The 23,663-nt window shown below is 44.9% G+C and carries 18 protein-coding genes and 3 tRNA genes; 8 read left to right on the forward strand and 13 right to left on the reverse strand.

The features are described from left to right. Positions 1 to 96 precede the first annotated feature (96 nt). From BS636_RS00345 to BS636_RS00360, 4 genes are all read left to right on the forward strand, one after another. Positions 97 to 172: transfer RNA gene (locus BS636_RS00345), tRNA-Glu, on the forward strand. A 24-nt stretch (positions 173 to 196) separates the two neighbouring features. Continuing rightward, positions 197 to 272, forward strand: a tRNA-Glu gene (locus BS636_RS00350). Between the two features lie 46 nt (positions 273 to 318). Beyond that, a tRNA-Glu gene (locus BS636_RS00355) sits at positions 319 to 394 on the forward strand. Between the two features lie 244 nt (positions 395 to 638). Beyond that, positions 639 to 2,051, forward strand: coding sequence for an iron-containing redox enzyme family protein (locus tag BS636_RS00360; protein WP_099337008.1), 1,413 nt, complete (start codon positions 639 to 641; stop codon positions 2,049 to 2,051). A gap of 50 nt (positions 2,052 to 2,101) precedes the next feature. Here BS636_RS00360 and BS636_RS00365 read toward each other — a convergent pair whose 3' ends face one another. The 6 genes from BS636_RS00365 to BS636_RS00390 all read right to left on the reverse strand — a co-directional run bounded on the left by BS636_RS00365 (position 2,102) and on the right by BS636_RS00390 (position 12,304). Next, a complete protein-coding gene (locus BS636_RS00365; protein WP_099337009.1) occupies positions 2,102 to 3,346 on the reverse strand; it encodes an NADH:flavin oxidoreductase/NADH oxidase family protein in 1,245 nt (414 codons plus the stop codon). A 102-nt stretch (positions 3,347 to 3,448) separates the two neighbouring features. After that, positions 3,449 to 5,035 (reverse strand): ABC transporter ATP-binding protein, encoded by a 1,587-nt coding sequence (locus BS636_RS00370; RefSeq protein WP_099337010.1) that lies wholly within the window; start codon positions 5,033 to 5,035, stop codon positions 3,449 to 3,451. Further along, positions 5,010 to 6,023 carry an ABC transporter permease gene (locus BS636_RS00375; protein ID WP_099337011.1) on the reverse strand — a complete coding sequence of 338 codons (1,014 nt, stop codon included), beginning with the start codon at positions 6,021 to 6,023 and terminating at the stop codon, positions 5,010 to 5,012. Before BS636_RS00375 ends, BS636_RS00370 begins: the two co-directional genes overlap by 26 nt. After that, a complete protein-coding gene (locus BS636_RS00380) occupies positions 6,023 to 7,090 on the reverse strand; it encodes a microcin C ABC transporter permease YejB (protein WP_099337012.1) in 1,068 nt (355 codons plus the stop codon). The genes BS636_RS00375 and BS636_RS00380 overlap by 1 nt, the downstream gene beginning before the upstream one ends. Positions 7,091 to 7,108: 18 nt before the next feature. Continuing rightward, positions 7,109 to 8,950: an extracellular solute-binding protein gene (locus BS636_RS00385; protein WP_099337013.1), complete on the reverse strand. Its 1,842-nt coding sequence runs from the start codon at positions 8,948 to 8,950 to the stop codon at positions 7,109 to 7,111. Between the two features lie 27 nt (positions 8,951 to 8,977). Further along, on the reverse strand, positions 8,978 to 12,304 hold the full coding sequence (locus BS636_RS00390) for a LysM peptidoglycan-binding domain-containing protein (RefSeq protein ID WP_099337014.1): 3,327 nt from the start codon (positions 12,302 to 12,304) through the stop codon (positions 8,978 to 8,980). A 206-nt stretch (positions 12,305 to 12,510) separates the two neighbouring features. Here BS636_RS00390 and dnaQ point away from each other — a divergent pair, with 206 nt between their 5' ends. The 3 genes from dnaQ to nudC all read left to right on the forward strand — a co-directional run bounded on the left by dnaQ (position 12,511) and on the right by nudC (position 16,461). Beyond that, entirely contained in the window at positions 12,511 to 13,914 is a 1,404-nt protein-coding gene (gene dnaQ, locus BS636_RS00395; RefSeq protein WP_099337015.1) for a DNA polymerase III subunit epsilon, read from the forward strand. 127 nt (positions 13,915 to 14,041) lie between these two features. After that, a complete protein-coding gene (locus tag BS636_RS00400; protein ID WP_099337016.1) occupies positions 14,042 to 15,685 on the forward strand; it encodes a chemotaxis protein in 1,644 nt (547 codons plus the stop codon). Continuing rightward, positions 15,685 to 16,461, forward strand: coding sequence for an NAD(+) diphosphatase (gene nudC / locus BS636_RS00405; RefSeq protein WP_099337017.1), 777 nt, complete (start codon positions 15,685 to 15,687; stop codon positions 16,459 to 16,461). Before BS636_RS00400 ends, nudC begins: the two co-directional genes overlap by 1 nt. A 62-nt stretch (positions 16,462 to 16,523) precedes the next feature. Here nudC and BS636_RS00410 read toward each other — a convergent pair whose 3' ends face one another. From BS636_RS00410 to BS636_RS00425, 4 genes are all read right to left on the reverse strand, one after another. Continuing rightward, the gene (locus BS636_RS00410; protein WP_099337018.1) at positions 16,524 to 17,405 is read right to left on the reverse strand and encodes an alpha/beta hydrolase; all 882 of its coding nucleotides are present in this window, start codon (positions 17,403 to 17,405) and stop codon (positions 16,524 to 16,526) included. Next, positions 17,395 to 18,078 (reverse strand): BON domain-containing protein, encoded by a 684-nt coding sequence (locus tag BS636_RS00415; RefSeq protein ID WP_099337019.1) that lies wholly within the window; start codon positions 18,076 to 18,078, stop codon positions 17,395 to 17,397. The genes BS636_RS00410 and BS636_RS00415 overlap by 11 nt, the downstream gene beginning before the upstream one ends. A gap of 136 nt (positions 18,079 to 18,214) precedes the next feature. Next, positions 18,215 to 18,634: a YraN family protein gene (locus tag BS636_RS00420; RefSeq protein ID WP_099337020.1), complete on the reverse strand. Its 420-nt coding sequence runs from the start codon at positions 18,632 to 18,634 to the stop codon at positions 18,215 to 18,217. A gap of 5 nt (positions 18,635 to 18,639) precedes the next feature. Next, on the reverse strand, positions 18,640 to 19,599 hold the full coding sequence (locus BS636_RS00425) for a penicillin-binding protein activator (protein WP_099337021.1): 960 nt from the start codon (positions 19,597 to 19,599) through the stop codon (positions 18,640 to 18,642). Positions 19,600 to 19,609: 10 nt separating this feature from the next. On the opposite strand from BS636_RS00425, the gene rsmI reads away from it, so the two are divergent. Beyond that, a complete protein-coding gene (rsmI, locus tag BS636_RS00430; RefSeq protein ID WP_099337022.1) occupies positions 19,610 to 20,452 on the forward strand; it encodes a 16S rRNA (cytidine(1402)-2'-O)-methyltransferase in 843 nt (280 codons plus the stop codon). Positions 20,453 to 20,530: 78 nt separating this feature from the next. Here the strand turns inward: rsmI and BS636_RS00435 are convergent, their stop codons facing one another. From BS636_RS00435 to ubiH, 3 genes are all read right to left on the reverse strand, one after another. Continuing rightward, the gene (locus BS636_RS00435) at positions 20,531 to 20,779 is read right to left on the reverse strand and encodes a hypothetical protein (RefSeq protein WP_099339558.1); all 249 of its coding nucleotides are present in this window, start codon (positions 20,777 to 20,779) and stop codon (positions 20,531 to 20,533) included. Positions 20,780 to 20,953: 174 nt separating this feature from the next. After that, a complete protein-coding gene (locus BS636_RS00440) occupies positions 20,954 to 22,195 on the reverse strand; it encodes an FAD-dependent monooxygenase (RefSeq protein ID WP_099337023.1) in 1,242 nt (413 codons plus the stop codon). Next, positions 22,192 to 23,400 carry a 2-octaprenyl-6-methoxyphenyl hydroxylase gene (gene ubiH, locus BS636_RS00445; RefSeq protein WP_099337024.1) on the reverse strand — a complete coding sequence of 403 codons (1,209 nt, stop codon included), beginning with the start codon at positions 23,398 to 23,400 and terminating at the stop codon, positions 22,192 to 22,194. The genes BS636_RS00440 and ubiH overlap by 4 nt, the downstream gene beginning before the upstream one ends. Positions 23,401 to 23,663 lie beyond the last annotated feature (263 nt).

Below are 23,663 nucleotides of genomic sequence, written 5' to 3' on the forward strand. Positions count from 1 at the left end.
GTAATTTTACGCACTCAATTCAAAAAACCAGAAAAAGTGCAGAAATGCGTTTGACACCCCCCTATTTTCACCCTATTATACGCCCACCTCTGAAACGTCCCTATCGTCTAGAGGCCTAGGACATCGCCCTTTCACGGCGGTAACCGGGGTTCGAATCCCCGTAGGGACGCCAATTTTCAGAAAGTATTTTTATTAAGTCCCTATCGTCTAGAGGCCTAGGACATCGCCCTTTCACGGCGGTAACCGGGGTTCGAATCCCCGTAGGGACGCCATTACTTAAAGCTAAAAGTAACGGTTTTAAAATTATTTTTCTGTACTGTCCCTATCGTCTAGAGGCCTAGGACATCGCCCTTTCACGGCGGTAACCGGGGTTCGAATCCCCGTAGGGACGCCATATTCGAGTGTGATTATTTTAAAATAGTCCTCTCATAAAAAAGCTCAGGCATTGTGACCTGAGCTTTTTTATTGCCTGCGATTTAAGTTATTTTTACCATGTATTCAAAATAATAAACCTCTAAAAATTTACGCACTTTTGCAAAGTCCTTGTATTTCCCGCCATAAAATCGAACAAAAACCAAACATCTGATCTTTCACATAAGGCTAAGGTAAGTTAGGAGCCAATATGCAAGGATAAGATTATGTTCACGAGTACGGAGTTTTGTTTAGCTGCACCCCCATTTGAAAATCTTGTTCAACAATCAACAAAAAGCTTCAAAGATTGGGTGGATTTTTTTCTGGATGAGCAGATCTCTAAAACAACAAAAACAGATTCGGCAGAACAATACCTCAGTCAGTTAATTCAGCACATCGATCTCAGTTCCATGAGCTGGCTCGACCAACCTGAAGATGCCGCTACGCACTTTTTAGAAGAACATCATAAGATTTGTGGCGTATTTCAGGACTATCTCAGCCGTCGTAAACAGGGCGGGCAACGTGAATACTTTGCTACTGTATCGCATGCATTTGAATTTCTATACCGTGTTGCACCGACCAAAATGGTCGATGGCTCATGGTTATACTCTACCCTTGAGCATGCTGATCAACCTGCACTTAAAGATCTGATCCATATTTATTTGGAAGAGCTGGGCTTGGGTCATCCGCAAGCCAATCATGTCACCATGTATCAGGACTTGCTAAACACCTATGAGCTAACAGCCTATAGTGAACAACTTGATGATCGTTATTATGAACAGGCAGCCGTCCAGCTGGCCCTGGCTTATGCGCCAGCTGAATATTTACCGCTGGTGATTGGCTTTAATCTAGGTTATGAGCAGCTTCCGCTGCATTTGCTGATTACCAATTATGAACTGGCAGAACTGGGCATCAATCCACATTATTTCAATGTACATATTACCATTGATAATGCGCATAATGGGCATGCACAGAAATCCCTGCAGGCTTTCCTAGATTTATATCAATCCGCAGAACATCCAGAAGGTTATCTGAAAATGGTGAAACAGGGTTACTTGCTCAATGATATTGGCAAAAGCTCAACTCAAATCGTGCGTGAACTGGATCTCGATGCTCAGGTATTGAAACTGTTCCAGCAAAAAGCGTTAATTGGTCAGTATATTCATAACCAAAAATGCCAGTTTAGTGGCAAGACCATTAATGAATGGCTATCCCAGCCTGAACAGATTCAGGAATTCTTGCAAGTAATGATGGATAAGGGCTGGATTCAACGCGGACAACCTGTAGAGCAGAGCCGTTTCTGGAAACTGATTGATGATCCAGATGGCAAGATGTTTGGTGTTTTTAATGCCACAGAGAAACAGATGATTCGTGACTGGATTCAAGGTCCGGAACTGGCTCGACGGCTTTCATCCCATCAGCTACGGACGCAAACGCCTGTGATCAGCCGGCAACAGCAACATAAGCTAGAAGAACTGCGCTTGCATCTGAAACGCTGTGACAATAACGAAGATAAACTGGAAATCCTTACACCTTATGTAGCCCCACATTGTCATTACCAGCAACCGGGATTATGGGCAACTCAACAGGTCTCTAAAATCCTGTTCCCTTTCCAGACCCAAGCCGTGCAGTTTAGCTAAATTATTAACAATAAAAAGGCACCTTATGGTGCCTTTTTATTTAGATGACGTTATGCCGATTTACGAGAATTGACCTGTCCCTTAATCACGGCAGTGACATTCCCTTTTAAATATTTCAGGAAAACTTTCAACGGTGACAGTTTCGGATTCGGCTGTTTACCTTGGGCAATCTGTTTAAACTGCGCCGCATACCAGATAATTTCCATGATTGCCATTTTATCAATCATCGGAATACCGGTTTTAATTTTCTCGACGGCGTAACGCACGTCCTGACCTGCAACAAGTTTATGGCCCAGATCGGTTTCTACTGCAAATGGACGTGCAATGCCGACAAAGTCACAGGCACCACTTTCAAGTGCAGCATTCATGCCAGCTGCTGTTCTAAATCCACCTGTGACCATAATATGGCAGTTGACTTGCTGACGGATTTTTTCGGCGAAGTCCAGGAAATAAGCTTCACGCGCTATGGTCGATGCTTTACGTTTATCTGCTTTAGCGCCTGCCATTGCTGGCGCTTCATAAGTACCACCTGAAACTTCAATCAGGTCAATGCCGGCAGCATCAATCGCTTTAAAAACATAGATCACATCGTCTTCAGTAATTCCGCCACGCTGGAAGTCAGCCGAATTCAATTTGACAGAAATAATGAAATTCTCAGAAGTTGCAGCACGCACCGCCTTATAAATTTCTAGCAGGAAACGGGTACGGTTTTCAATACTGCCACCCCACTGATCCTGACGTTTATTGGTCAATGGTGATAAGAATTGGCTGATCAAATAACCATGTGCTCCATGCAACTGCACCCCTTCAAAGCCTGCTTTTTCACAAATAGCAGCTGAAGTTGCAAAACGCAGAATAATATCCAGAATTTCATCTTCACGAAGTTCACGTGGTGTACCAAAGCTAACCGCCAGTGCTGGACTAAAAGGTACTGCCGATGGTGCTACAGTTTCTCGATTTAACCCCTTTGGACATTGACGCCCTGGATGGGATAACTGTACCAACTGCACCATACCATGGTGTTTGCCAACTTCTGCCCAAGCTTTGAGCTGATCCAGATCGCGCTCCGTTTCTGCGACCACCACACCCGGTTCATTCTTGGCACGGAAATCCACCATAACATTACCGGTAATCGCACAGCCTAGCCCGCCTTTGGCCCAAGCTTCATAGAGTTTTAAATGTGATTCATTGGGCTGACCTGTATCATTGGCTAACGCTTCGCTCATGGCGCCTTTGATAATGCGATTTTTAAATGTGGTATTACGAATCTGAATTGAATCTGCCAGTTGTGTCATGCTTCTTCCTAAAGATTATGCTTTTATTCTGTGGGTGTTATAACCTGTTAGCAAGAAATTGACAATGACTCATGTCAATTTCATCTGCAGAGATTTGTAGTTTTAATATTGGCTGGCTGCAATCAATTGGCGCGTATATTCAGTTTGCGGATTCAGGAACAATTGTTCGGTTCCCTGAAATTCCATGACTTGCGCATGATGCAGCACCAGTACCTGCTGACAGAGTGCACGTACGACCTGCAAGTCATGGCTAATAAACAGATAGCTAATGCCTTCTTCCTGCTGGATACGGCGTAACAGCTTTACAATCGCACGTTGTGTGGTTCGATCTAGCGCCGAGGTTGGCTCATCCAGAATTAACAGTTTTGGACGTAAAATCAATGCTCGCGCCAGTGATACTCGCTGACGCTGCCCACCCGAAAGTTCATGTGGATAGCGGTCTTTAAACGATACAGGCAGTTCTACCCGAGCTAAAGCTTCCTCGACACGACTACGGATTTGCTCCTTGGTCATTGCTTTTAAGCCCAGCCCTTCGCCGATGATCTGCTCAATGGTCATACGCGGATTCAGGCTGCTAAACGGATCCTGAAACACAATCTGAAAATCACTACGTAATGGTCGTAAGGCTTTTTCTGAGAGCTGATTCAGATCCTGCCCTTGCAGTAAAATTTGTCCATCACTTTCAATCAGTCGGGCAATTGCTAAAGCCAGTGAGCTTTTACCAGAACCACTTTCTCCCACTACACCAATCGACTGTCCCAGCATCATAGTCAAGTCGAGTGGTTCGACAGCCGTCACATAGTCTTTAACCCTATTCAGCAAGCCCTGTTTGATTGGGAACTTGACTTCTACCTGCTTGAGTTCAAGCAAGGTTTCGGTCTGTCCTAAAGGCAACGCCTGACCAAAATCATGATTAAGTAATTCTTGAGTATACGTTGATTGTGGTGAATTAAAGATTTGTTCGACTTCACCCTGTTCTTCAATAAGCCCCTTATTCATTACAATCACTTGGTCAGCATAACGCTTCACCAGATTCAGGTCATGGCTGATCAAGATCATTGCCATTTGACGGCTATCTTGCAAAGATTTAAGTAGATGTAAAATCTGGGCTTGTAAGGTCACATCGAGCGCGGTGGTCGGCTCATCGGCAATCAGGATATCCGGATCCTGCGCCAGTGCCATGGCAATCATCACCCGTTGGCGCTGACCACCCGACAGTTCATGTGGATAACGCTTGAGTTTGTCTTCGGGTTCAGGAATGCCAACATCCTTCAGCAATTCCAGCACCCGTTCCCGTGCCTTGGATTTGGACCAGCCTTGCAGCAGCAAGGTTTCGCCAATGATCTTTTCTACCCGATGCAGTGGATTCAGTGCGGTCATCGGCTCCTGAAAGATCATGGCAATTTTTTTGCCACGAATCTGACGTAATTGAGGTTGAGAAAGCGTCAGTAAATTCTGACCACCTAATACCGCTTGGCCTTGTACCTTTAAGTTTCTTGGCAACAAACCCAAAATTGCCAGACTACTAATCGATTTACCTGAACCGCTTTCCCCAACAATGGCTAAAGTCTGTCCAGCATGCAGTTCAAAACTCAGCTGCTGCACCAGTACCTGATCAGAACTGCGGATCTGCAGGTTCTCTACCTGTAGGAGTGGCGCTGCGTTATTGACGTCTTGGATCGAATGCATCACGCGTCGCCTCCCCAATATAAATCAGTAAAGATAGAACAATCGCCAGAGTAAAGAAGCCAGACAAAGCCAACCACGGCGCATTCAGATTATTCTTGCCTTGTAACAGCAATTCACCCAGTGAAGCCGCATCGGGTGGCAGACCATAGCCGAGGAAATCTAATGCGGTTAAAGCAGTAATATTAGCCGTCAGCATAAATGGCAACTGGGACAGGCTCGAACTCATGGCATTCGGTAAAATATGCCTGAAAATAATGGCTCGGTCAGAAACACCCAGACTTCGAGCAGCACGCACATAATCAAAATTACGCGCCCGTAAGAATTCAGCCCGTACCAGCCCGACCAGCGTGGTCCAGCCAAATAACAGCATGATCAGAAATAGCCAATACACATTCGGGGTAAACATGCTGACCAGAATCATCACCATGAACAGCATCGGTAAACCGCCCCAGACTTCCAGAATGCGCTGTCCTGCCAGATCAATCCAGCCACCATAATAACCTTGAATCGCACCGATAATAATCCCAATCACAGCCGATGCGATGGTTAGCGCAAAGCCAAACAGCAGCGATACACGTAGGCCATAGAGAATCCGTGCCAATACATCACGGCCTTGGTCATCCGTCCCCAGCCAGTTTTGTGAGGTTGGTGCTGATGGCACTGGTACTGCCAGTTCCAGATTTGGGGTCTGGTAAGAATATTCAATCAGTGGCCACAATGCCCAACCCTTGGCATTAATTAACTGCTGCACGACTGGATCTTTATAGTCCGCTTCAGTTTCAAACACGCCACCAAAAGTGGTTTCCGGATAAGTCTTGAAAGCCGGGACATACAATGAACTGTCGTATCTCACCAGTAACGGTTTATCGCTCGCAATCAGTTCTGAGCCAAGCGATAAAATAAAAATAATGATAAAGACAATAAAGCAGCTGAAACCGAGTTTATTTTCCTTAAAACGCTGCAAGCGTGCTCGCATGATCGGTGACATTATTTGGCACCTCGCGATTCAAAGTTAATCCGCGGATCAATCATCTGATACATCACATCACTGATCAAACGTAAAATCAGCCCGAGCAAAGTAAAGATAAATAAGGTACCAAAAATCACCGGATAATCACGCTGCACAATCGCTTCAAAGCCAAGCAAGCCCAGTCCATCCAGATTAAAGATAATTTCAATAAACAGGTTACCGACAAAGAAGATCCCGACCAATGCTTCCGGCAGACCTGCGATGACAATCAGCATGGCATTACGGAATACATGACCGTACAGCACACGTGATTCATTCAAGCCTTTAGCACGTGCTGCCAGCACATACTGTTTGCTCAGCTCTTCCATAAACGAGTATTTGGTCAGATAAGTCAGTCCGGCAAAACCGCCAATCACCATCGCCAGCAACGGCAAGGTCATATGCCAGAAGTAATCTTTAATTTTTCCGAGCCAGGACAGCTCAGCAAAGTTTTCCGTTACCAGCCCCTGTAATGGGAACCATTGAAAATAGGAACCACCAGCAAAGAAAACAATGAGCAAAATAGCAAAGACAAAGGCTGGAATGGCATAGCCCACAGCGAGCAGCATAGAAGTGGATTTATCAAACAGGCTGCCATGCTGGCGTGCTTTGCGAATCCCAAGTGGAATCGAGACCAGATAAATTAGCAAGGTGCTCCACAGCCCTAAAGACAATGAAACAGGTAATTTTTCCACAAGCAAGTTGGTCACCGGTTTATCTTTAAAAAAGCTAATCCCAAAATCTAGCCGTACATAACTTTTCAGCATTTCCCAAAACCGGATATGCGCAGGTTGATCGAAACCATATTGTGCCTTGATCTTTTCTACCATTTCGTCACTCAGACCTTTAGCACCCTGATAGCTACTTTTCGCCTGTGCAGTTTCAGCACCTGTAGTTCCACCCATACCCTGGAAAGTTTCCGCCTGTTGAATCGCCTGTTCTACCGGCCCACCAGGGGCAATTTGAATGACGATGAAATTAATCAGCAGGATCAAAAATAAAGTCGGAATAATCAGCAAGAGTCGCTTGAGTATGTAGGTTCCCATTGTCAGTGCTATTCCTTATTATTTTTGACGGCGTAAATATTGGGTCACTTGTGCAGCTTTTTGTGGATTACTCCACCAGAAGTCAAACCCAACCGCAAGCTTCGGTTTGATCTTGGGCTGTTCATACATATTCCAGTAAGCATACCAGTTGCTGCCTTTGCCATAAGTCGGAATCTGATAATAGCCAGCACGTAGCAAACGATCTAAAACTTTGGTACGAATTACTAACTGCTGACGATCCGGTGCCTGAATCACCTTAGTAATGACATCGTCAATCGCAGCATTTTTAATACCGGCATAGTTATAGTTCCCCGGCTGATCTGCTGAGGCACTACTCCAGAACTGTGCCTGTTCATTACCCGGATTCAGCGATTGCGGCAAGACATTGGTGGTCAGATCAAAATCTTTACTGCGCATGCGCTCAATATATTGCGGCACATCGACATGGCGTATATTGACCGTAATCCCGAGTCGTTTCAGGTTACGGATAAAAGGCATCAGGGTACGTTGCAAACCATCCTGATGAATCAAAAACTCGAGGCGAATCGGTTTACCTTTTGGATCAAGCAATTGCGAATTTTGATAGCGATAACCCGCTTTGAGCAATAATTCCCGCGCGATCAGTAAATTCTTGCGATTAAAACCTGAAGCATCAGAGACTGAATATTGCCAGTCTTTCAGCACACCAGCACGTTGAATCGGATCCAGTTTAGCCAGATAAGGTTTTAAAATCGCCAGTTCTTCGGCTGATGGTACGCCCTTCGCTTCCAGCTCACTATTGGCAAAAAAACTTTGTAGACGGCGATACTGGCCATAGAACAAAGTCTTGTTCTGCCACTCAAAGTCATAAGCATAGGTTAAGGCTTGACGGAAGCGGATATCATGCATCGGCGCACGACGGGTATTAAATACAAAGCTTTGCGTTGGAATCGGATTTTCATGGTTGAAATTGTATTTCACCACCATCTTGTCCTTGATGGCAGAAAAATTATATTCAGTCATCCATTTACGTGCAGTGTATTCCTGATGGACGGTATATTGACCAGACTTAAAGCCCTCAAAGCCCACATCCATATTTCGGTAGTAGACAAACTTGAGACGGTCGAAATTATATTTACCCCGGTTAACGGGTAAATCCTTAGCCCAGTAATTTGGATTACGTTTATAAGTAATGCTACGTCCGGCATCAATGCTTTCAATCAGATAAGGCCCTGAACCTAAAATTGGCTGTATGGTGATACGGCTAAAGTCTTTGCCCTGCCAGCTCTTTTTCGAGTAGATCGGCATCTGCGCCAGGATCAGCGGCATTTCAGAATTATTATTAGATTTAAAGCTCATCTTGACTTGATGCTTGGACAGCACCTCGGTTTTATCCAGATCCGACAGATACATCTGCAAGCCGGGATTGCCCTTAGTGGTATAAGTATCAAAACTGAATTTCACATCTTCGGCAGTGACGGGAGACCCATCACTAAAACGCGCTTTGGGATTCAGATGATAGATCACATAAGCCGTTTTTTTCGGATCATAAGTGACTTTTTCAGCCAGCAAGGGATACATCACGCCCGGCTCATCCAATGAGCTGGTCATGAGATTATCAAACAGATATTCTACCCCGTCTGCGGCTGTACCCTTGCCGTTCATGGCATTCAAATTATCAAAGGTGCCGTTGGCAGACTGGCTGAGATAACCACCCTTTGGGGCAGCGGGATTGGCATAAGGTAAATGCGCCAGCCCGGCATATTTGGGCTGACTATGAATGGCGATATAGGGCGTGGTCTGCAATGCAGCCCCCGCCCCCTGAGTGATGACCGAAATTCCACAGATATAAATCAGGCGTTTTGCAACAGCAAACGGCATTCGGATACTCCCTGTATCGTTTCGGTCTTAGAGATTTGGAACCTTGATCACATCCCCGATACGCAATTGAGTATTCGGTTTCAGGTCATTCATTTCTGCCAGTGTACTACTGTCCATGCCATAACGTGAGGCCAAACCGATCAATGTATCGCCACGTTTAATTTTATAATCTGTAATCCGTTTAGGCACTTGCAGGTTTTGACCGACACGCAGCCCTGCTTTGGCAGACAAATTATTCATGTCAGCCAATTCTGCTGTGCTTAAGCCATAACGACTAGCAATAGCAGTGAGTGATTCCCCAGATTTTACTATATAACTTTCGGTACCTTTCGTAGAAGTAGCAGATACCTTGGTGGCTACCGGTGCTGCAACTACAGGACGAATACTATTAGCACGTGCTTCAATCTCTGGCGGTAAACTAATTTTCAGCTGTTGGCCAACACGCACTTTGCTGGTAGTTGTTAAATCATTCAAATCTGCCAAATACTGCAGTTGTAGATAATGCTGACGCGCAATCGAGCTTAAAGTTTCTCCCGATTTCACCACATGTACAGTTGACTTCACACCCTTCACAGCATGTTCAATCACAGTTTCGCGAGCTGGTTCAGCCTCTCCAGTCAATTTCAAACGTTGCCCAACTCGTACACCTGCATTACGGGATAAGCCATTCAGGTTCGCGAGATGATCCATGGTCAGATTATATTTGGCTGCGATCCCAGTCAGGGTATCACCCGACTGAACCGTATAACTCTCTGGTACGGTACTGCCCGCAGGAATCTTGATGGTTTGACCAACACGTAAGCCGCTATTGGCTGCAAAACCATTTAACGCTGCCAGTTCAGTCACGCTGAGTTTGGACTGATGAGCAATGCTATACAGAGTCTCACCACGTTTTACCTGATAATTTTCAGTTGCAGTCTGATCTACTTTGACATTTTCAAACTTCTGCTCGACTTTTTTGTTTGCGCTTGCAGATTCAACTTCATGCACAGGCACATTGATTTTTTGTCCTACCATCAGGTTGCTGCCCGAAGTCAAACCTGGTGTCAACGCAGCCAGTTCAGCATTAGACAATGCATACCGGTCTGCAATCAGTTTCAGATATTCACCGCGCTGAACGGTATAAGTCTTGGTCTGAACTTTTGTGCTTTCTGCTTTTTTCGTTTCTTCAACTTTTGCTTTAGAAGCAGCAGTTTCTTTTAGAGACAGCTTTTGACCTACGAATAGACCGCTGGTGGTGCTCAAACCGTTATAGTCTGCCAATTGTTTCACCGTTAAACCAAACTGGCTGGCAACACCGGTGAGCGAATCGTTGGCTTGAACCACATAGCTTTCTGGCTTGGCAGGAGACTTCGCTGCTTCCTGAACAGGTTTGGCGTCATATAGATAGATTGTAGTCCCAACATATAAAGTCGCATTTGGATCAATCTGGTTCCATTTCGCCACATCACGCCAGTTCACGCCATTTTTAGCAGCGATCAAGGCTAAGTTGTCACCTGGTAAAACCGTATAGGTACTACGCTTGCCTTTTGGTGCAACCACCACCACTTCTGAATCGGTCTTAAGGTAATTTTTGCCCTGGTTTAGCTTGGCTTCAACCGAATCTGCTTTGGTATTTTCCGCCACGGCTTTTGGATAAGAGAAACCTCTGGTCAGCTCTTTACCCTGCTGTTCTGCGACAGACAGACTGGTCTGAATCGCAGTCAGCTTGATCTTGCCATCATACGGGTCGACAATTTCGGTACCCGCAGGTGCCAGTGCTTTCAATTCTTCAACCACTTCGGCCTGTTCTGCCGCTGTCGCCACCGGTTTCAGGATTTCATCTACAGACTTCGGAATTTCCTCTGCCACAACCGCGGCCTGAATCTGTTCACGTTCCGTTGCAGAAATTGGCGGTTCAACCTGAATCGGTTTTACTGGTGTTACCGGCGTCACTGCAACTGGAATACGAGGAGCACTTGGAATTGGTAATTCACTCTTCGCAGCAAAGTCAGCCAAGGCTGAAGAACCTTGTGGTGTAGCCACTTTCTTGGTGTTTTGTGCTGTCAGATTTGGCGTTGCTACAGGTGTTGCAACTGTAGTAGCCGTCTTACTTGCTGCCGTTGTCGCCTTAGTTGCAGTAGCGGCTACAGTGGTTGCAGGTTTAACTGTTGTGGTAGTTGAAGCAGTAATTGGTGGTGGAGTCGTTTTTACTGGCGTAATTGTTTTGGTATTCAGTTCAGGAGGCGTGGTTTTTACTGGCGTAATGGTCTGATTATTCTTCGGCAAATTGCTGCTAGAACTTGCCCATAAACCTGAAGATGAAGATTGAAGTTTCTTCAGCTTCTCATCGATTGATGGACTCAAGTCTGCTGGAATCAGAATCCGGCGCGGACTATCCGGATCAATCCGGTCACCACGATGACCTGGGTTCAGCTGATACAGTTCAGCACGGCTTAGACCGGTAATCGCAGCGATTTCATTCAGGCTGGCTGCCCCAACACTGACTTCACGGAAATGGGGACGGTTAGCGATTGGTGGCAGGCTCACGCCATATTTAGCAGGGCTTTTCACAATCTGTGCTACCGCCATGAAACGCGGAACATAGTTCATGGTTTCTTGCGGCAGTTTCAGCGACCAGTAATCGGTTGGCAGACCTGCTGCCTTATTGCGGTTAATTGCCTGCTGAATACGACCTGGACCGGCATTATAGGATGCTAATGCCAATTCCCATGAACCAAACTGATTATAAAGCGCACCTAAAAATTCATAGGCAGCACGAGTCGATTCCACTACATCACGACGACCGTCATACATCGATGTTTGTTTCAGGCCATAAATACGACCGGTACTTGGAATAAACTGCCACAGACCCGCAGCAGCAGCACTACTGGTCGCTGCCGGATCATATGAACTTTCAATCACCGGAAGTAGTGCCAACTCTGTTGGCATACCACGGCGTTCAGCTTCTTTTACAGTGTAATACAAATAACGTGAAGCACGCGCACTTAAACGCTCTAAATACGGTTGACGTGATGCAAACCAGCCACGTTGGGCGTCGATACGTGGATTCCAGACATCCAGATTCATTTTGAATCCAACAGTCATACGTTTCCACACGTCACCGTGTTTCAGTACCAGCAGTCGATCGCCTTCCACCGCACGCATATCCGTCGCGGATAACAGGTCTTCCAGACTATCCAGACTGTCAGCACTTAAGTAATTAGAACTTGATTGTTTATGTTTGGATCCTCCCGCACTTTGTGTCGTCGAACAACCCGTTAAACCTAAGGATGCAAGCGCAGTGCCGAGAACTGAGACTTTTAGAAATGAAGGTAACGATGGCTGCCACATGAATGCGGTGTGTTTATACATAAAGAAATCCAAACAACTTGTATAAAATTTATTTTTTAGATATGCCATTTTAATTAAGCATGTCGACGACACAAGCGAATAATTTACCGCGATTTGACGTTAAATGTTACAAGAAATTAAAAAATCGTAGGGATATGGATTATTCAAACGTATTTGCGTTATACAATATCCCTTTCAGCTTGTTCTTTTTTGATCGGATTTGGTTTATGTCTCAAACAATCACACTGTATGTGGATGGCGCATGCCGCGGCAATGGTAAGGAAATCGCTGTAGGTGGTTGGGGTGCCTACATTCAGAACGGTGCAGATGAGCATAAAATTTATGGCGGTGAACTTCAGACCACCAATAACCGGATGGAACTGATGGCTGCCATTGAAGGCATTTCTGTTTGCCCGAAAGATGCCAAGCTGGTGATCTGGACCGATTCCAACTATGTCAAAAAAGGCATCACCGAATGGATTGAAGGCTGGAAACGCAAAAACTGGAAAGATGTCAAAAATCCAGATCTATGGAAGCAGCTAGATGCCGTATGCCAAGGCCGCGATATTGACTGGCATTGGATCAAGGGACATGCCGGCCATACTGGCAATGAAATGGCGGATCAACTGGCGAATCTGGGTGCAGATCTGGCCCTGAAAAATGGCGAGAAATCCCGCCATGTTCCAGCAATTCATTTTGCAGCAAGCTCTGAGACACAAGCACAAGATATAAAAAAGCCTGAAAAGGACTGGTTACTGGATGACCCTTTTGGCCTAGAACTGGCTGAAGCTGAAGAAATGGATGAAGTTATGGAAGATGAATCTGAACTGGTAATGGAATCTAATTTGGATGATGAGTCTAATGCTGCTGAAGAAGCGCCGACAAATACTCAACTACACCCACAGATTGTCATTACTCCTGCTACACTGGATCTACACGGCCCTCGTCAGCTGATTCTCGATACTGAAACCACCGGTTTCTATTATCAGGACGGTGACCGGATTATCGAGGTCGGCGCGATTGAAATGGTCAATCGTAAACTGACTGGCAGTTCGATTCATATTTATATCAACCCGAAAAAACCGGTTGGTGAATCAGTCACTGTCCACGGCATTACCGATGAGTTCCTGCAAGACAAACCTTTATTTGAAGATATTTCTCAGGTTCTGTTTGACTACCTGAAAGGTGCAGAAATCATCGCGCATAACGCGACCTTCGATATGAACTTCCTGGATATGGAGTTCAAGCGTGCCGGTTTTCAGACCTTATCAGAAGTATGTGAAGTGACCGATACCCTGGCGATGGCCAAGTCACGTCACCCAGGCCAGAAAAACTCTCTGGATGCTTTGGTGCGTCGTTATGAGATTCCACAACGTGACCGTACTTTCCACGGCGCCTTGCTCGATGCGGAAATCTTATCGGATGTTTACCTGGCGATGACCGGTGGTCAGGTTTCCTTCGATATGGATGCCCTGTCGCACAGTGAAGAACAAAATTCCAGTTCAGGTAGTATAAAAATTGAAATTGACCTGCCGGTGATTTTACCGTCTGACGAAGAATTGGCTGAACACGAGAACTGGGTCAAACAATATGAAGAAAAACATGGGGCACCTTGCCTTTTCGCAAAATAAAATCCATTATTCAGTTAACAATTTATGTTAAAAAAAATAACAGTTCAGTTATAGTAAATACAAAGATGTCCCGTTAATTGCAGCGGGACTCAACTATTAGATAAAACTTCAGGAAAGGTGCAGATCAATGTCTTACCAAACCTCTATACATTTTGACCCTACGGCTTTATTGATAATAAAAAATGAGGTTGATAATTCGATCAAATTGGTTGAATCAGCAGTCAGCACACTGGTAGAAGATCAGACCTTGCCTTTTGGGATTGATGATGCGCTCAACCAGTTCGAGCAGTGCGCGCAAGTTCTTGCACTGATCGATATGCCAAGCCTGGCCAAAGTCGCTCAATACTCTGCTGAGCTGATGCGCAAGATCATGGGGAATCCTGCCAACTTGAACACAGCAGAAGTGATCGCCCTGAGTGAAGGGACGACCATGCTGAAGCGCTATATCGAATTCATTTGCTTACGTGAAGTCAAAATTCCACAATTTTTGCTGGATACTTTAAACCGTCTGGAACTTGCCTTAGGCAAGTCACTGACCACTGAAGGCCATCAGATTGAGCCCCTACTCGACCTGATCACGCCTGATTTTGATCTGCCACAAGCACCGGGTCTGGAAAAGTCTGCTTATGTGCATCGTCTGTACAAGCTGTCGCTGAATAAACTGCTTAAGCAGGAAGAAAGCGACTTGGATCTGCAAGCGATTAAACTGGTCGGTACTTATCTGGCCGGGCTTTCTGAGCAGCATCCAAGTAAACAGTACTGGAATTTAGTTTATGTGGCGTTCAACCATATTGATGAGATCCTGATTAATGAGCCACGTTTACGTACCCTGATCAGTGTTGAACGGAATATGGCACAGTATTTCAATGCACCAGAGCGTTTCAAGGCGAACATTGCGGATCTGGCAAACATCCTGAGCTTATGTATTAGTCAGGAAGATGATGTTGCCCATCATATCCGTAGCAAACTGAATATCGGTGAAGATTCCTTAACCGATACTCAGTTACAGGTATTCAGCCGTCATCTGTATGGTCCTGATTTTGAAACCATGCATACCATCAGTGATCTGGTGACTGCGGAAATGGCGCAGATCCGTAATGACATCGAATACAACTATCAGAACATGACGCCTGAAAAGACTCAGGAGCTCCAGGCTCAGTTGAATAGCATGGCGAATATCTTCAAGGTCTTGAACCTGAATGAAGCCTACAATGACTTAACCCGTCAGGCAGCTTCACTCAGCCAGGCCGAAATTCTGAAAGATGAAGGGTTTGCTCAGCAGCTGATGAATGTGATTCTTTCTGCGATGAACTCAATTGGTGTACTGGAACGTCATCATACCTCTAGCCGTTTGCAGCTACGTGTCAATAACATGAATATTTCGCTGGATCGTCTGGATGAAGCACATGCTGCTTTACTCAGTGAGACCAAAGCACTAATCGACTTGGTAAGTCAAACTCTGATAAATTACTTGCAGGATCATAACTTGCAAGCATTAGAGAGCTTGCCAAACCAGATCCGTGAAATTGCGGGTGCGATGCTGTTCTTGAATGCTGAAAATGGTCAGGTAGCGCTAAGCACTACTGCTGCCTTTGTGCAAAGCCGTATTGAATCATCTACTGCACTCAGTGCCGACGATGTCAATCGTGTACTTGATCCATTGGCGAGTGCAGATATGCTCATTGACAATTTAAAGAGCAAACAGCCTGTATTACAGTCGATGTTTAAGGTAGCATTAGACAGTAGTCAAAAACTGAAAACTGTAGCCTAATGTCCGAATTGTCACTTGCGTATATCTTTCAACAACAGCAACTTTTAGTCGATGAAAATCTCCAGCTTCCCCAAGTGGAAGCGCTAGCAAGTGACATTCAACTCGGTACGGGTGATCAGGTGATTGCCCGTGACCTCCTCCCGGAAGAACCGATTCCTCAAGGTCTGCAACTCGTTCCGATCCGTCAATTACTGCAATACTGGAATGTTCGCCAATTTGAACAGGCCAGCCGTGCTGTACAGTTGCTGGAATGGCGTCGCAACCATCGTTTCTGTAGCCACTGTGGTACGCCAACCGAAGCACATGCTGTGGAATATGCCATGGTCTGCCCGGCTTGCCACTATCGTCAATACCCTCGCGTACAACCGTGTGTAATTACCGTGATTACCCGTGGTGAAGATGAAATCTTGCTGGCTAAAAATGCCCGTAATAAAACCAGTCAGATGTATGGCCTGATTGCCGGTTTTGTTGAAGTTGGGGAAACCCTGGAAGAAGCGGTACGCCGTGAGACGGAAGAAGAAGTCGGGATTCAGGTTAAAAATATTCAGTATCTTGCCAGCCAGCCTTGGCCCTTCCCGAGCAATCTGATGATTGCCTTTAAAGCAGAATATGCTGCTGGTGAAATCAAACTCCAGGAAGAAGAAATCAGTGATGCACAGTTCTTTAAACTGGATGCACTACCAGAGATTCCATTTAAAGGCAGCATTGCCCATTCTATGATTATGCATATCACGCAAGGCACGCCTGTGGCTGATGATACTCAAGCCTGGCTTTAAGACAATTTGTAAATAAAAATCCCGGTATTCATACCGGGCTTTTTTGTCTTTAAGAGGATAGATTATTTAAACGCATCTTCCAGTGCCCAGAGCACCTTGGATTTGGTTTTAAAGAATCGGCTAAACAGGCTGGAGAGCGATCCAACAATGGTAATGTGACCCAGCTTCGGAATGCTAATCACATGGCTGTGATTGCCATGCTGTTTCAATACTCGATCCAGATCATGGCTATTGAAATGCCCAACGATATCGTCCTTTTCAGCAATAAACAGATAATGTTTTAAAGGCTGAGGCTGGACAAAGTACAACGGCATCACCTGTTGATAAGGCACAGTTTGATCAAAAGCATCAGCACAGATCGGATCATCCTTATAGTCAAAATGATAGGGTCCTGCCAGACCGATAATGGCGCGGATATTGGCCAGTCGTTCTGCTTTATGCTGTTGTGGATAGTACACCGCTGACATGACGTTAAACGCACCCGCAGAATGTCCCATCAAAACAATATTTTTTGAAGATATCTGCAGTTTTGCTGCTGCCATTTGCAGATGATCTAAAAGCAGATGTAAGTCATTCACCGACTGCGGAAAGATATGTTCTGGCGCCAGATGGTAGTTTGGAACCACCACATCATAGCCTTCGCGAGCAAACGCTTCACCAATAAACTGATATTCTTTCTTGTCACCATGCAGCCAAGCACCACCATGCACAAACATAATCAATGGACGATGCGGCAAAGGCAGAGCACTACGGTATAGGTCAAAACGCTGCCGGGCTTTTAAGCCATAAGCCAGATGGTATTCGGAGGTATACCCCACTTTTGGGGTGAAACGATTTAGCGCATAGCTGCCGAGATCATATAAACGAAAATCTTTATAGATTTGTCTTGCAACGTTTAGATGACTCGACAGCCTGGCTTTGAATGAATGCACCTTATTGGGCATAGGTTGGTTCAACTGTATCAGGATCAATCGCAACTGGAGTTTGCACCAAAGCACTGGATGAACTCGCAGCTGCATAGTTTTGACTCGTTGAATTGCTTAACGATTCAACATTATCAATCAAGGTCACAATCTTGGTGACATTACCGACCTGGGCTAGCACCTGATTGAGGTCTGCAATTTCAGCGCTGTTTAGACGTCCCATCACATATAACACACCATCTTCGGTATGCACATGCACCTTGCTGTCTGCAACTACAGGCGCCTTCATGATCAGGCCACGGGTATTTGCCGTCGCTGCAGTATCTTGCATGATGGTGCCATAACTGATCTGATTACCGATAGTAATAAAGTTATGCACGGCTTTCACATCGCTCATGGCTTTAACATTGTCTTCAGCCAACTGCTTCAGATGTGCATCCGGCACCTGACCTGTCAGCAGCACATGACCATGGAAACTTTCAATATTGACTCGTGATTGTTTGAATCGTGAATCGAGTTTATAAAGATTAATTTTTGCGGTACGAACAATCGAAGAATCGATAAAAACCTGTCCAAGGGTACGAGCCCCTGGCTCCGTACCGACAGGAGCCGTGCCTGTACCACCTGAAATGAAGCTGGCACAGCCAGATAAACTTGCGACACATAACATTGTTATTGCAATACGCTTAACCACTCAGCAAGACTCCTTATTTTAATGCGTCTTTGTTCAATCTAATAAATTCTGTCGCGCAATTTTGATCAACTTTTATTATCCTTGAACATTACCATAATCTCTGTACAGAAAACCGTACAAAGAAAGCCTGTGTTGTTCAAAGATTAATAAACTCTTGATCAAAAGTAAAAGCATTTTCAATCCATTGCGAATCATAAGGGTAATTGCAAAAGTCATGCTGTATGGTTTTTGAAAAATGTTGATTGAAATCAAAACAAATCACATCAAAACGACAGAAAAAATGCTGAAATTCTTCATGATTTTGCAGGAAATATAGGGCGGTTTTCATCATTTTTCGCTGCTTGTTAAGGGAAATAGACTCCAGTGCATTGGCATAATCTGTACTTGCCCGTGCTTTTACCTCGACAAAAACCAGCTCCTGATCGCGTTGCACGATCAGATCAATTTCACCATAACGGCTATGGTAATTGGCTTGGACCAGTTGAAAACCATGACGCTGCACCACAGCAAGCGCCTGCTGTTCTGCCCATTTTCCCAGTTGCTGACTAATACGCATGACCGTTAAATCAGCTTGACGCCCTTAGTGGTATATTCAAAACAGGCGGGCATACGCTGCAAACCTTGCGCATTGACCTGAATGTGTCCAGTACGCCCCTGAAATTCTAATTGTTCAGCTTTCTGATTATTTAAATACAACTGACTGATCTGCCATGCATCACCACCAAAGGCAATTAGCCGCTGGTAGGACATCTGCACTGGTGCCTGTTGGTAAGTATTTAATACGTCAGGCCAGGCATGGGTATACAGGGCTGGCACATCACAGAATTTAATGCCTTTAGGCAAGGTCACATGCTGATCAATCGCATTAGATACGGTATAGAGCCGTTTCTTCGGCAAATTTTGCATCCCCGCCAGCCATTCTGCATTGCCCATCAGTAATAAGCCCTGCTTTGAGGATAATGATTTCGGTGCATTGTCGATAATCTCTACGTGTAGATCCGCGACACTGAGTAAAGACATCAACATCAATTCGTGTTCGGTTTCACTCCCCGGCTGACGCAAAACTTGCAAATGCTGAATTCGGTCCTTAGCCAATACATTTTGCAGAGCTACAGCATCTTCGCGTTTTGACAGGCTAAACTGCCAGACTTGCGGTGAACTGCTAATGATGTCATTCAGGCTCAGGGTTTTCACTTTCGGTTTGGCCTGTACCAGTGCTTCAATATCCTGGCGGGCCAGTGGTCCGACGATGAGTTGGGTCTTTTTATTGACATGCTGTTTCAACAATTGCGACATTTTCTTCTGATCAGAATTCACCCATTTAATTGGCACTTTTTGCCCTGAAGCTTGATAGGCACTCATGAATCCCTGTTTGATATTCGATGCAGCTCGCGCCAGAGGACCAGATTCGGGTAGAATGACCAGAATTTCTGCTTGAACGCTGCTGATGCAGCCCAGTAAGCTCAAACCCAATATTTTTTTAATTATCTTCCGTTTTTTATAATTCTGTTTATTCCACATGGAGAAACCTATGAGTGCTCAGTTATTTGTTGTTGCGACTCCAATCGGGCACTTAGATGATATTAGTTATCGTGCAATTGAGGTGTTGAAGTCGGTGAGTCTTATTGCTGCTGAGGATACACGAACTTCTATGCAATTGCTCAAGCATTTTAATATTTCCACCCCACTGACCGCCTGCCACGACCATAATGAAAGCAACAAGATAGACCAACTTATTCAACGTTTATTAAATGGTGAAAACATGGCGCTGATCAGTGACGCGGGTACACCATTGATTAGTGATCCAGGCTTTAAATTTGTGCGTGCTGCGCAGGAACACAATATTCGTGTGATTCCTGTACCGGGTGCATGTGCTGCGATTGCGGCACTCAGTGCCGTGGGTTTACCGAGTGACCGTTTCAGCTTTGAAGGTTTCCTGCCATCGAAACAAAGTCAGCGTCTGCTGAATCTGGAAAAACTCAAAGACGAAACCCAGACTATGATTTTCTATGAAGCGCCGCACCGTATTCTGGAGTCTGTCAAGGATATGGCGAATGTATTTGGTGCTGATCGCCCAGTTGGTTTCGCCCGTGAGATTACCAAAACGTTTGAAACCATCCGCAAGATGACACTGGGTGAATTGATTGATTTTATAGCCAATGATTCAAACCAGCAAAAAGGTGAAATCGTACTGGTCATTGGTGGCGCTACTATCGAAAAAGATATGGATCAGGAAAAACTGGATAAGCTATTACTTCGTTTATTACAGGACTTGTCTGTGAAGGCAGCTTCTCAGCTGGCAGCTGACCTGACTGGTATCAAAAAGAAAGTGGCTTACCAACGTGCACTAGAGTTGACGGGTGCCAATGACTAAATAGATTTATCGAAAGATGGGCATAAAAAAACACCACAGGAAGCTGTGGTGTTTTTTTATATTCAGGAGATCGATGACTTATTCGCGTACTGAGTCGTCTGCCGGTACTTCAGTAATTCGACCACCACGAGCCAAGAACGCAGCCACTTCATCTTCAAGTGCCTGACGTTTTTTTAGTTTCGCTGTCACAGTCAGTGTTTCCGCTTCTAGAACATCTGTATCGCTAACAACTTCTTCACCTTCGGCAGCGCCTTTCTCTGCTGCTTTCGCTTCATCATCATCAACTACAGCATCTTCTGCTTCATCATATTCATTCATATCTGTCATTTTCATCTCCCCCACAAATGACCATCACATGTGCATTTAAACTAGGTTGTAAATTACCTGAAATTTAGCAATCTCTTTATGTTTCGCCTAGTACCAAATATCAAAAAATCGTATCTTTTTTAAACAAATTCGTTTCTTTTTACGAATACCTGTTTAAAAAATAACAATTCTGGGTCATACGGCGTAGCGGGTATTTTTGAGCAGGCTTAGACCATTGGCCTGCGCCATAAAGACATCTTTCAATATAGGTAGCTGTTCAACCTGTTTTAAGCCAAAATTGCGCGCCCAAACCACCGGGAAAAGCTGGGTGGTTTCCATCCAGCCAATCGCAGACATGCTATGCATCATGGCATCGTTTTGACCTTTACGCAGATGTTCATAACGCTGCAAGGTTTGCTCATGTGCCCAGACACCGCGGACTTTATCATGTAGTAATACATCACACAGTACTGCCGCATCCAGACAACCAATATTCACACCTTGTCCAGCCAGTGGATGAATCACATGGGCAGCATCACCGATCAATGCTAAACCATCCTGCACATATTGCTGAGCTGCACGTGCCTTGAGGGGGAAAGTTGCACGCGGGGTCGCTTCCAGCACTTCACCGAGCATGTGATGACTTTCTCGGGTAAGTAATTGGGTAAATTCCTGATCTGAGAGCGCTGCGTACTCTTCAGCATAATCATCCGGTAAGGTCCAGACGATGGATTGCCAGTGGCCTTGTTCTTCAGACTTCAGACTTGCCATTGGTAAATAAGCCAATGGACCAGTTTCCAAGAATATCTGACGAGCGACATGCTGATGTGGTTGTGCTGTTTTAATCGCACAGCTAATGCCTGCCTGCTTATAGTCCAGCACATCGATATCGATAAAAGCCTGCTCACGAACAAAGGAATTCGCACCATCTGCACCAATCAATAGTTTGGTTTTGAGTTGAATACCATCTGCCAAATGTACAATCCAAATACCGACGCCACGTTCGACGCGGCTAACTTTGACCTGAGTACGATAATCTTTTAGCTCTTGCAGCATTTTCTGCTGGATTGCCAAATTCAAAATGCTTGGCTCGACCATAGAACCAAGTGCCTGCTCAACTTTCGGTGTTTTCTCAGATGGCTGACCAAAATTGATTTCACCATAGCCATTTTTATTCCAGACCTGCATGCCGGTATAGGGCTGCTGACGTGCTAGTTTTTCCCAGACACCTACGGTTTTCAGCAAATGAATCGTTGCCTGACTCAGTGCCAATACACGTGGATTGGCAATACTTAAGGTCTTTTCAGCATCTAGAATTGGAGCAGCATCCAATACGGTTGCCTGAACACCGCCTTGTGCTAACAATAATGCTGTTAAACCGCCAACTAAACCACCACCGACAATGACCGCATCTAATACCTGAGTTTGTTCTGTCATGCTTTAAGCCCCATTGCATAGTTGGCAACCAATGGCTTGATGCCTGGAATATTTTCGAACGCTACCAGTCCAGTATTACGGATCAGTTTCAGGAATGGATTCTGGTTACTAAAGCCACGTACCACCGAATCACAGAATTTAATTACACGCTGCTGATCTTTCAGGCGTGATTTTTCATAATCCTGCAGCATTTGTGCATCGCCCAGATCGGCACCCTGCTCCAGCTGTTCTGTCAGATAACGATTCAGTACATAAGCATCGCGCATACACAGGTTAAAACCTTGACCTGCAACTGGGTGAATCGTGTGAGCAGCATTACCCATAAGGACTACACGACCCACTGCCTGTTTCTCTGCCAAGACTTGTGACAAAGGGAAACTGAAACGCTTACCAGTTTTCTGGAATTTTCCAGCACGGTCACCATAGGTTTGCTGCAATGCATCCAGGAAATGCTGATCATTTTCCTCACCGAGCCATTCATGTTCAGTCCCTTTAGGTACTGGCCACACCACAGAACGGCGATATTCACCTGGAAGTGGCAATAACGCTAATGGACCCAGTGGACTAAAGCGCTCAAAACCAACATGGTTATGCGGTTTAGAGGTTTGTACTGTAGTCACAATTGCAACCTGATCATAGTCATGTACTGATGCACCAATACCGAGGGCTTTACGACAGAATGAATCACGGCCATCGGCAGCAATCACAAGCTTGGATTGCAGTTTTAAAGTGGTTTCACCACGCTGTGCTTCGATATAAGCAAAGTCGACCTCTTGAGAGAGTGAAGTTACCTGTACCCCATCAATCAGTTCAATCAATGTTTCTTTTTTGACTTGAGTCAGCAATACACGCCCAAGCCAGGCATTTTCTATTACCTGACCAAAGCTTTCGACTTTTTCCTGTTCAGCGATTAGACGTGCCTTACCAAAGCTGCCCTGCTCGGTAATATTCACTTCCAGAATCGGCGTTGCATATTCCTGCAAGGCATCCCATAAGCCTAGCTCCTGATAAATCTGTACGCTACGGCGTGACAAGGCGCTGTTACGGGCATCAAAACTGGAATGATAAGGGGCAAGATTGACGTCATCATAATCTGGGTATTGAATTGCTTCTAACAGTTTGACCGCAATCCCGTTTTTCGCCAGCATCAGTGCGAGGCTTAAACCCACCATCCCACCACCGACAATGATGACTTCTTGTTGCATGCTTTGATCCTTATCTGGGGTATCTATAAAGTGTAGATACATCTAATCATATTGGATTTAATCTTACCTTAAAGCTTTTAATTTTTATAATGAATTAGTGGTTTAGCTGTAAGTGAGATTGATGTTTGAAAAAAATTAATTTTATAGATTACTAATTTTTGACATCAAAAATTGTTTCTATGAAACTTAAAAAGATTATTTAGCTAAATTATAAAAATCGAACGACTTAGACAAAATTTATTTTATATTTTGATCAACTAAAA

The organism is Acinetobacter sp. LoGeW2-3 (genome assembly GCF_002688565.1).
In the GTDB taxonomy this organism is placed as follows: domain Bacteria; phylum Pseudomonadota; class Gammaproteobacteria; order Pseudomonadales; family Moraxellaceae; genus Acinetobacter.

Coding starts and splice junctions, on each gene's coding strand:
- BS636_RS00435 (WP_099339558.1), bottom strand. CDS start 20,779: ATGACAGATATGAATGAATATGATGAAGCAGAAGATGCTGTAGTTGAT.
- nudC (WP_099337017.1), top strand. CDS start 15,685: ATGTCCGAATTGTCACTTGCGTATATCTTTCAACAACAGCAACTTTTA.
- rsmI (WP_099337022.1), top strand. CDS start 19,610: ATGAGTGCTCAGTTATTTGTTGTTGCGACTCCAATCGGGCACTTAGAT.
- BS636_RS00390 (WP_099337014.1), bottom strand. CDS start 12,304: ATGTATAAACACACCGCATTCATGTGGCAGCCATCGTTACCTTCATTT.
- BS636_RS00420 (WP_099337020.1), bottom strand. CDS start 18,634: ATGCGTATTAGTCAGCAACTGGGAAAATGGGCAGAACAGCAGGCGCTT.
- BS636_RS00360 (WP_099337008.1), top strand. CDS start 639: ATGTTCACGAGTACGGAGTTTTGTTTAGCTGCACCCCCATTTGAAAAT.
- ubiH (WP_099337024.1), bottom strand. CDS start 23,400: ATGCAACAAGAAGTCATCATTGTCGGTGGTGGGATGGTGGGTTTAAGC.
- BS636_RS00400 (WP_099337016.1), top strand. CDS start 14,042: ATGTCTTACCAAACCTCTATACATTTTGACCCTACGGCTTTATTGATA.
- BS636_RS00410 (WP_099337018.1), bottom strand. CDS start 17,405: ATGCCCAATAAGGTGCATTCATTCAAAGCCAGGCTGTCGAGTCATCTA.
- dnaQ (WP_099337015.1), top strand. CDS start 12,511: ATGTCTCAAACAATCACACTGTATGTGGATGGCGCATGCCGCGGCAAT.
- BS636_RS00365 (WP_099337009.1), bottom strand. CDS start 3,346: ATGACACAACTGGCAGATTCAATTCAGATTCGTAATACCACATTTAAA.
- BS636_RS00440 (WP_099337023.1), bottom strand. CDS start 22,195: ATGACAGAACAAACTCAGGTATTAGATGCGGTCATTGTCGGTGGTGGT.
- BS636_RS00380 (WP_099337012.1), bottom strand. CDS start 7,090: ATGGGAACCTACATACTCAAGCGACTCTTGCTGATTATTCCGACTTTA.
- BS636_RS00370 (WP_099337010.1), bottom strand. CDS start 5,035: ATGCATTCGATCCAAGACGTCAATAACGCAGCGCCACTCCTACAGGTA.
- BS636_RS00425 (WP_099337021.1), bottom strand. CDS start 19,599: ATGTGGAATAAACAGAATTATAAAAAACGGAAGATAATTAAAAAAATA.
- BS636_RS00385 (WP_099337013.1), bottom strand. CDS start 8,950: ATGCCGTTTGCTGTTGCAAAACGCCTGATTTATATCTGTGGAATTTCG.
- BS636_RS00375 (WP_099337011.1), bottom strand. CDS start 6,023: ATGTCACCGATCATGCGAGCACGCTTGCAGCGTTTTAAGGAAAATAAA.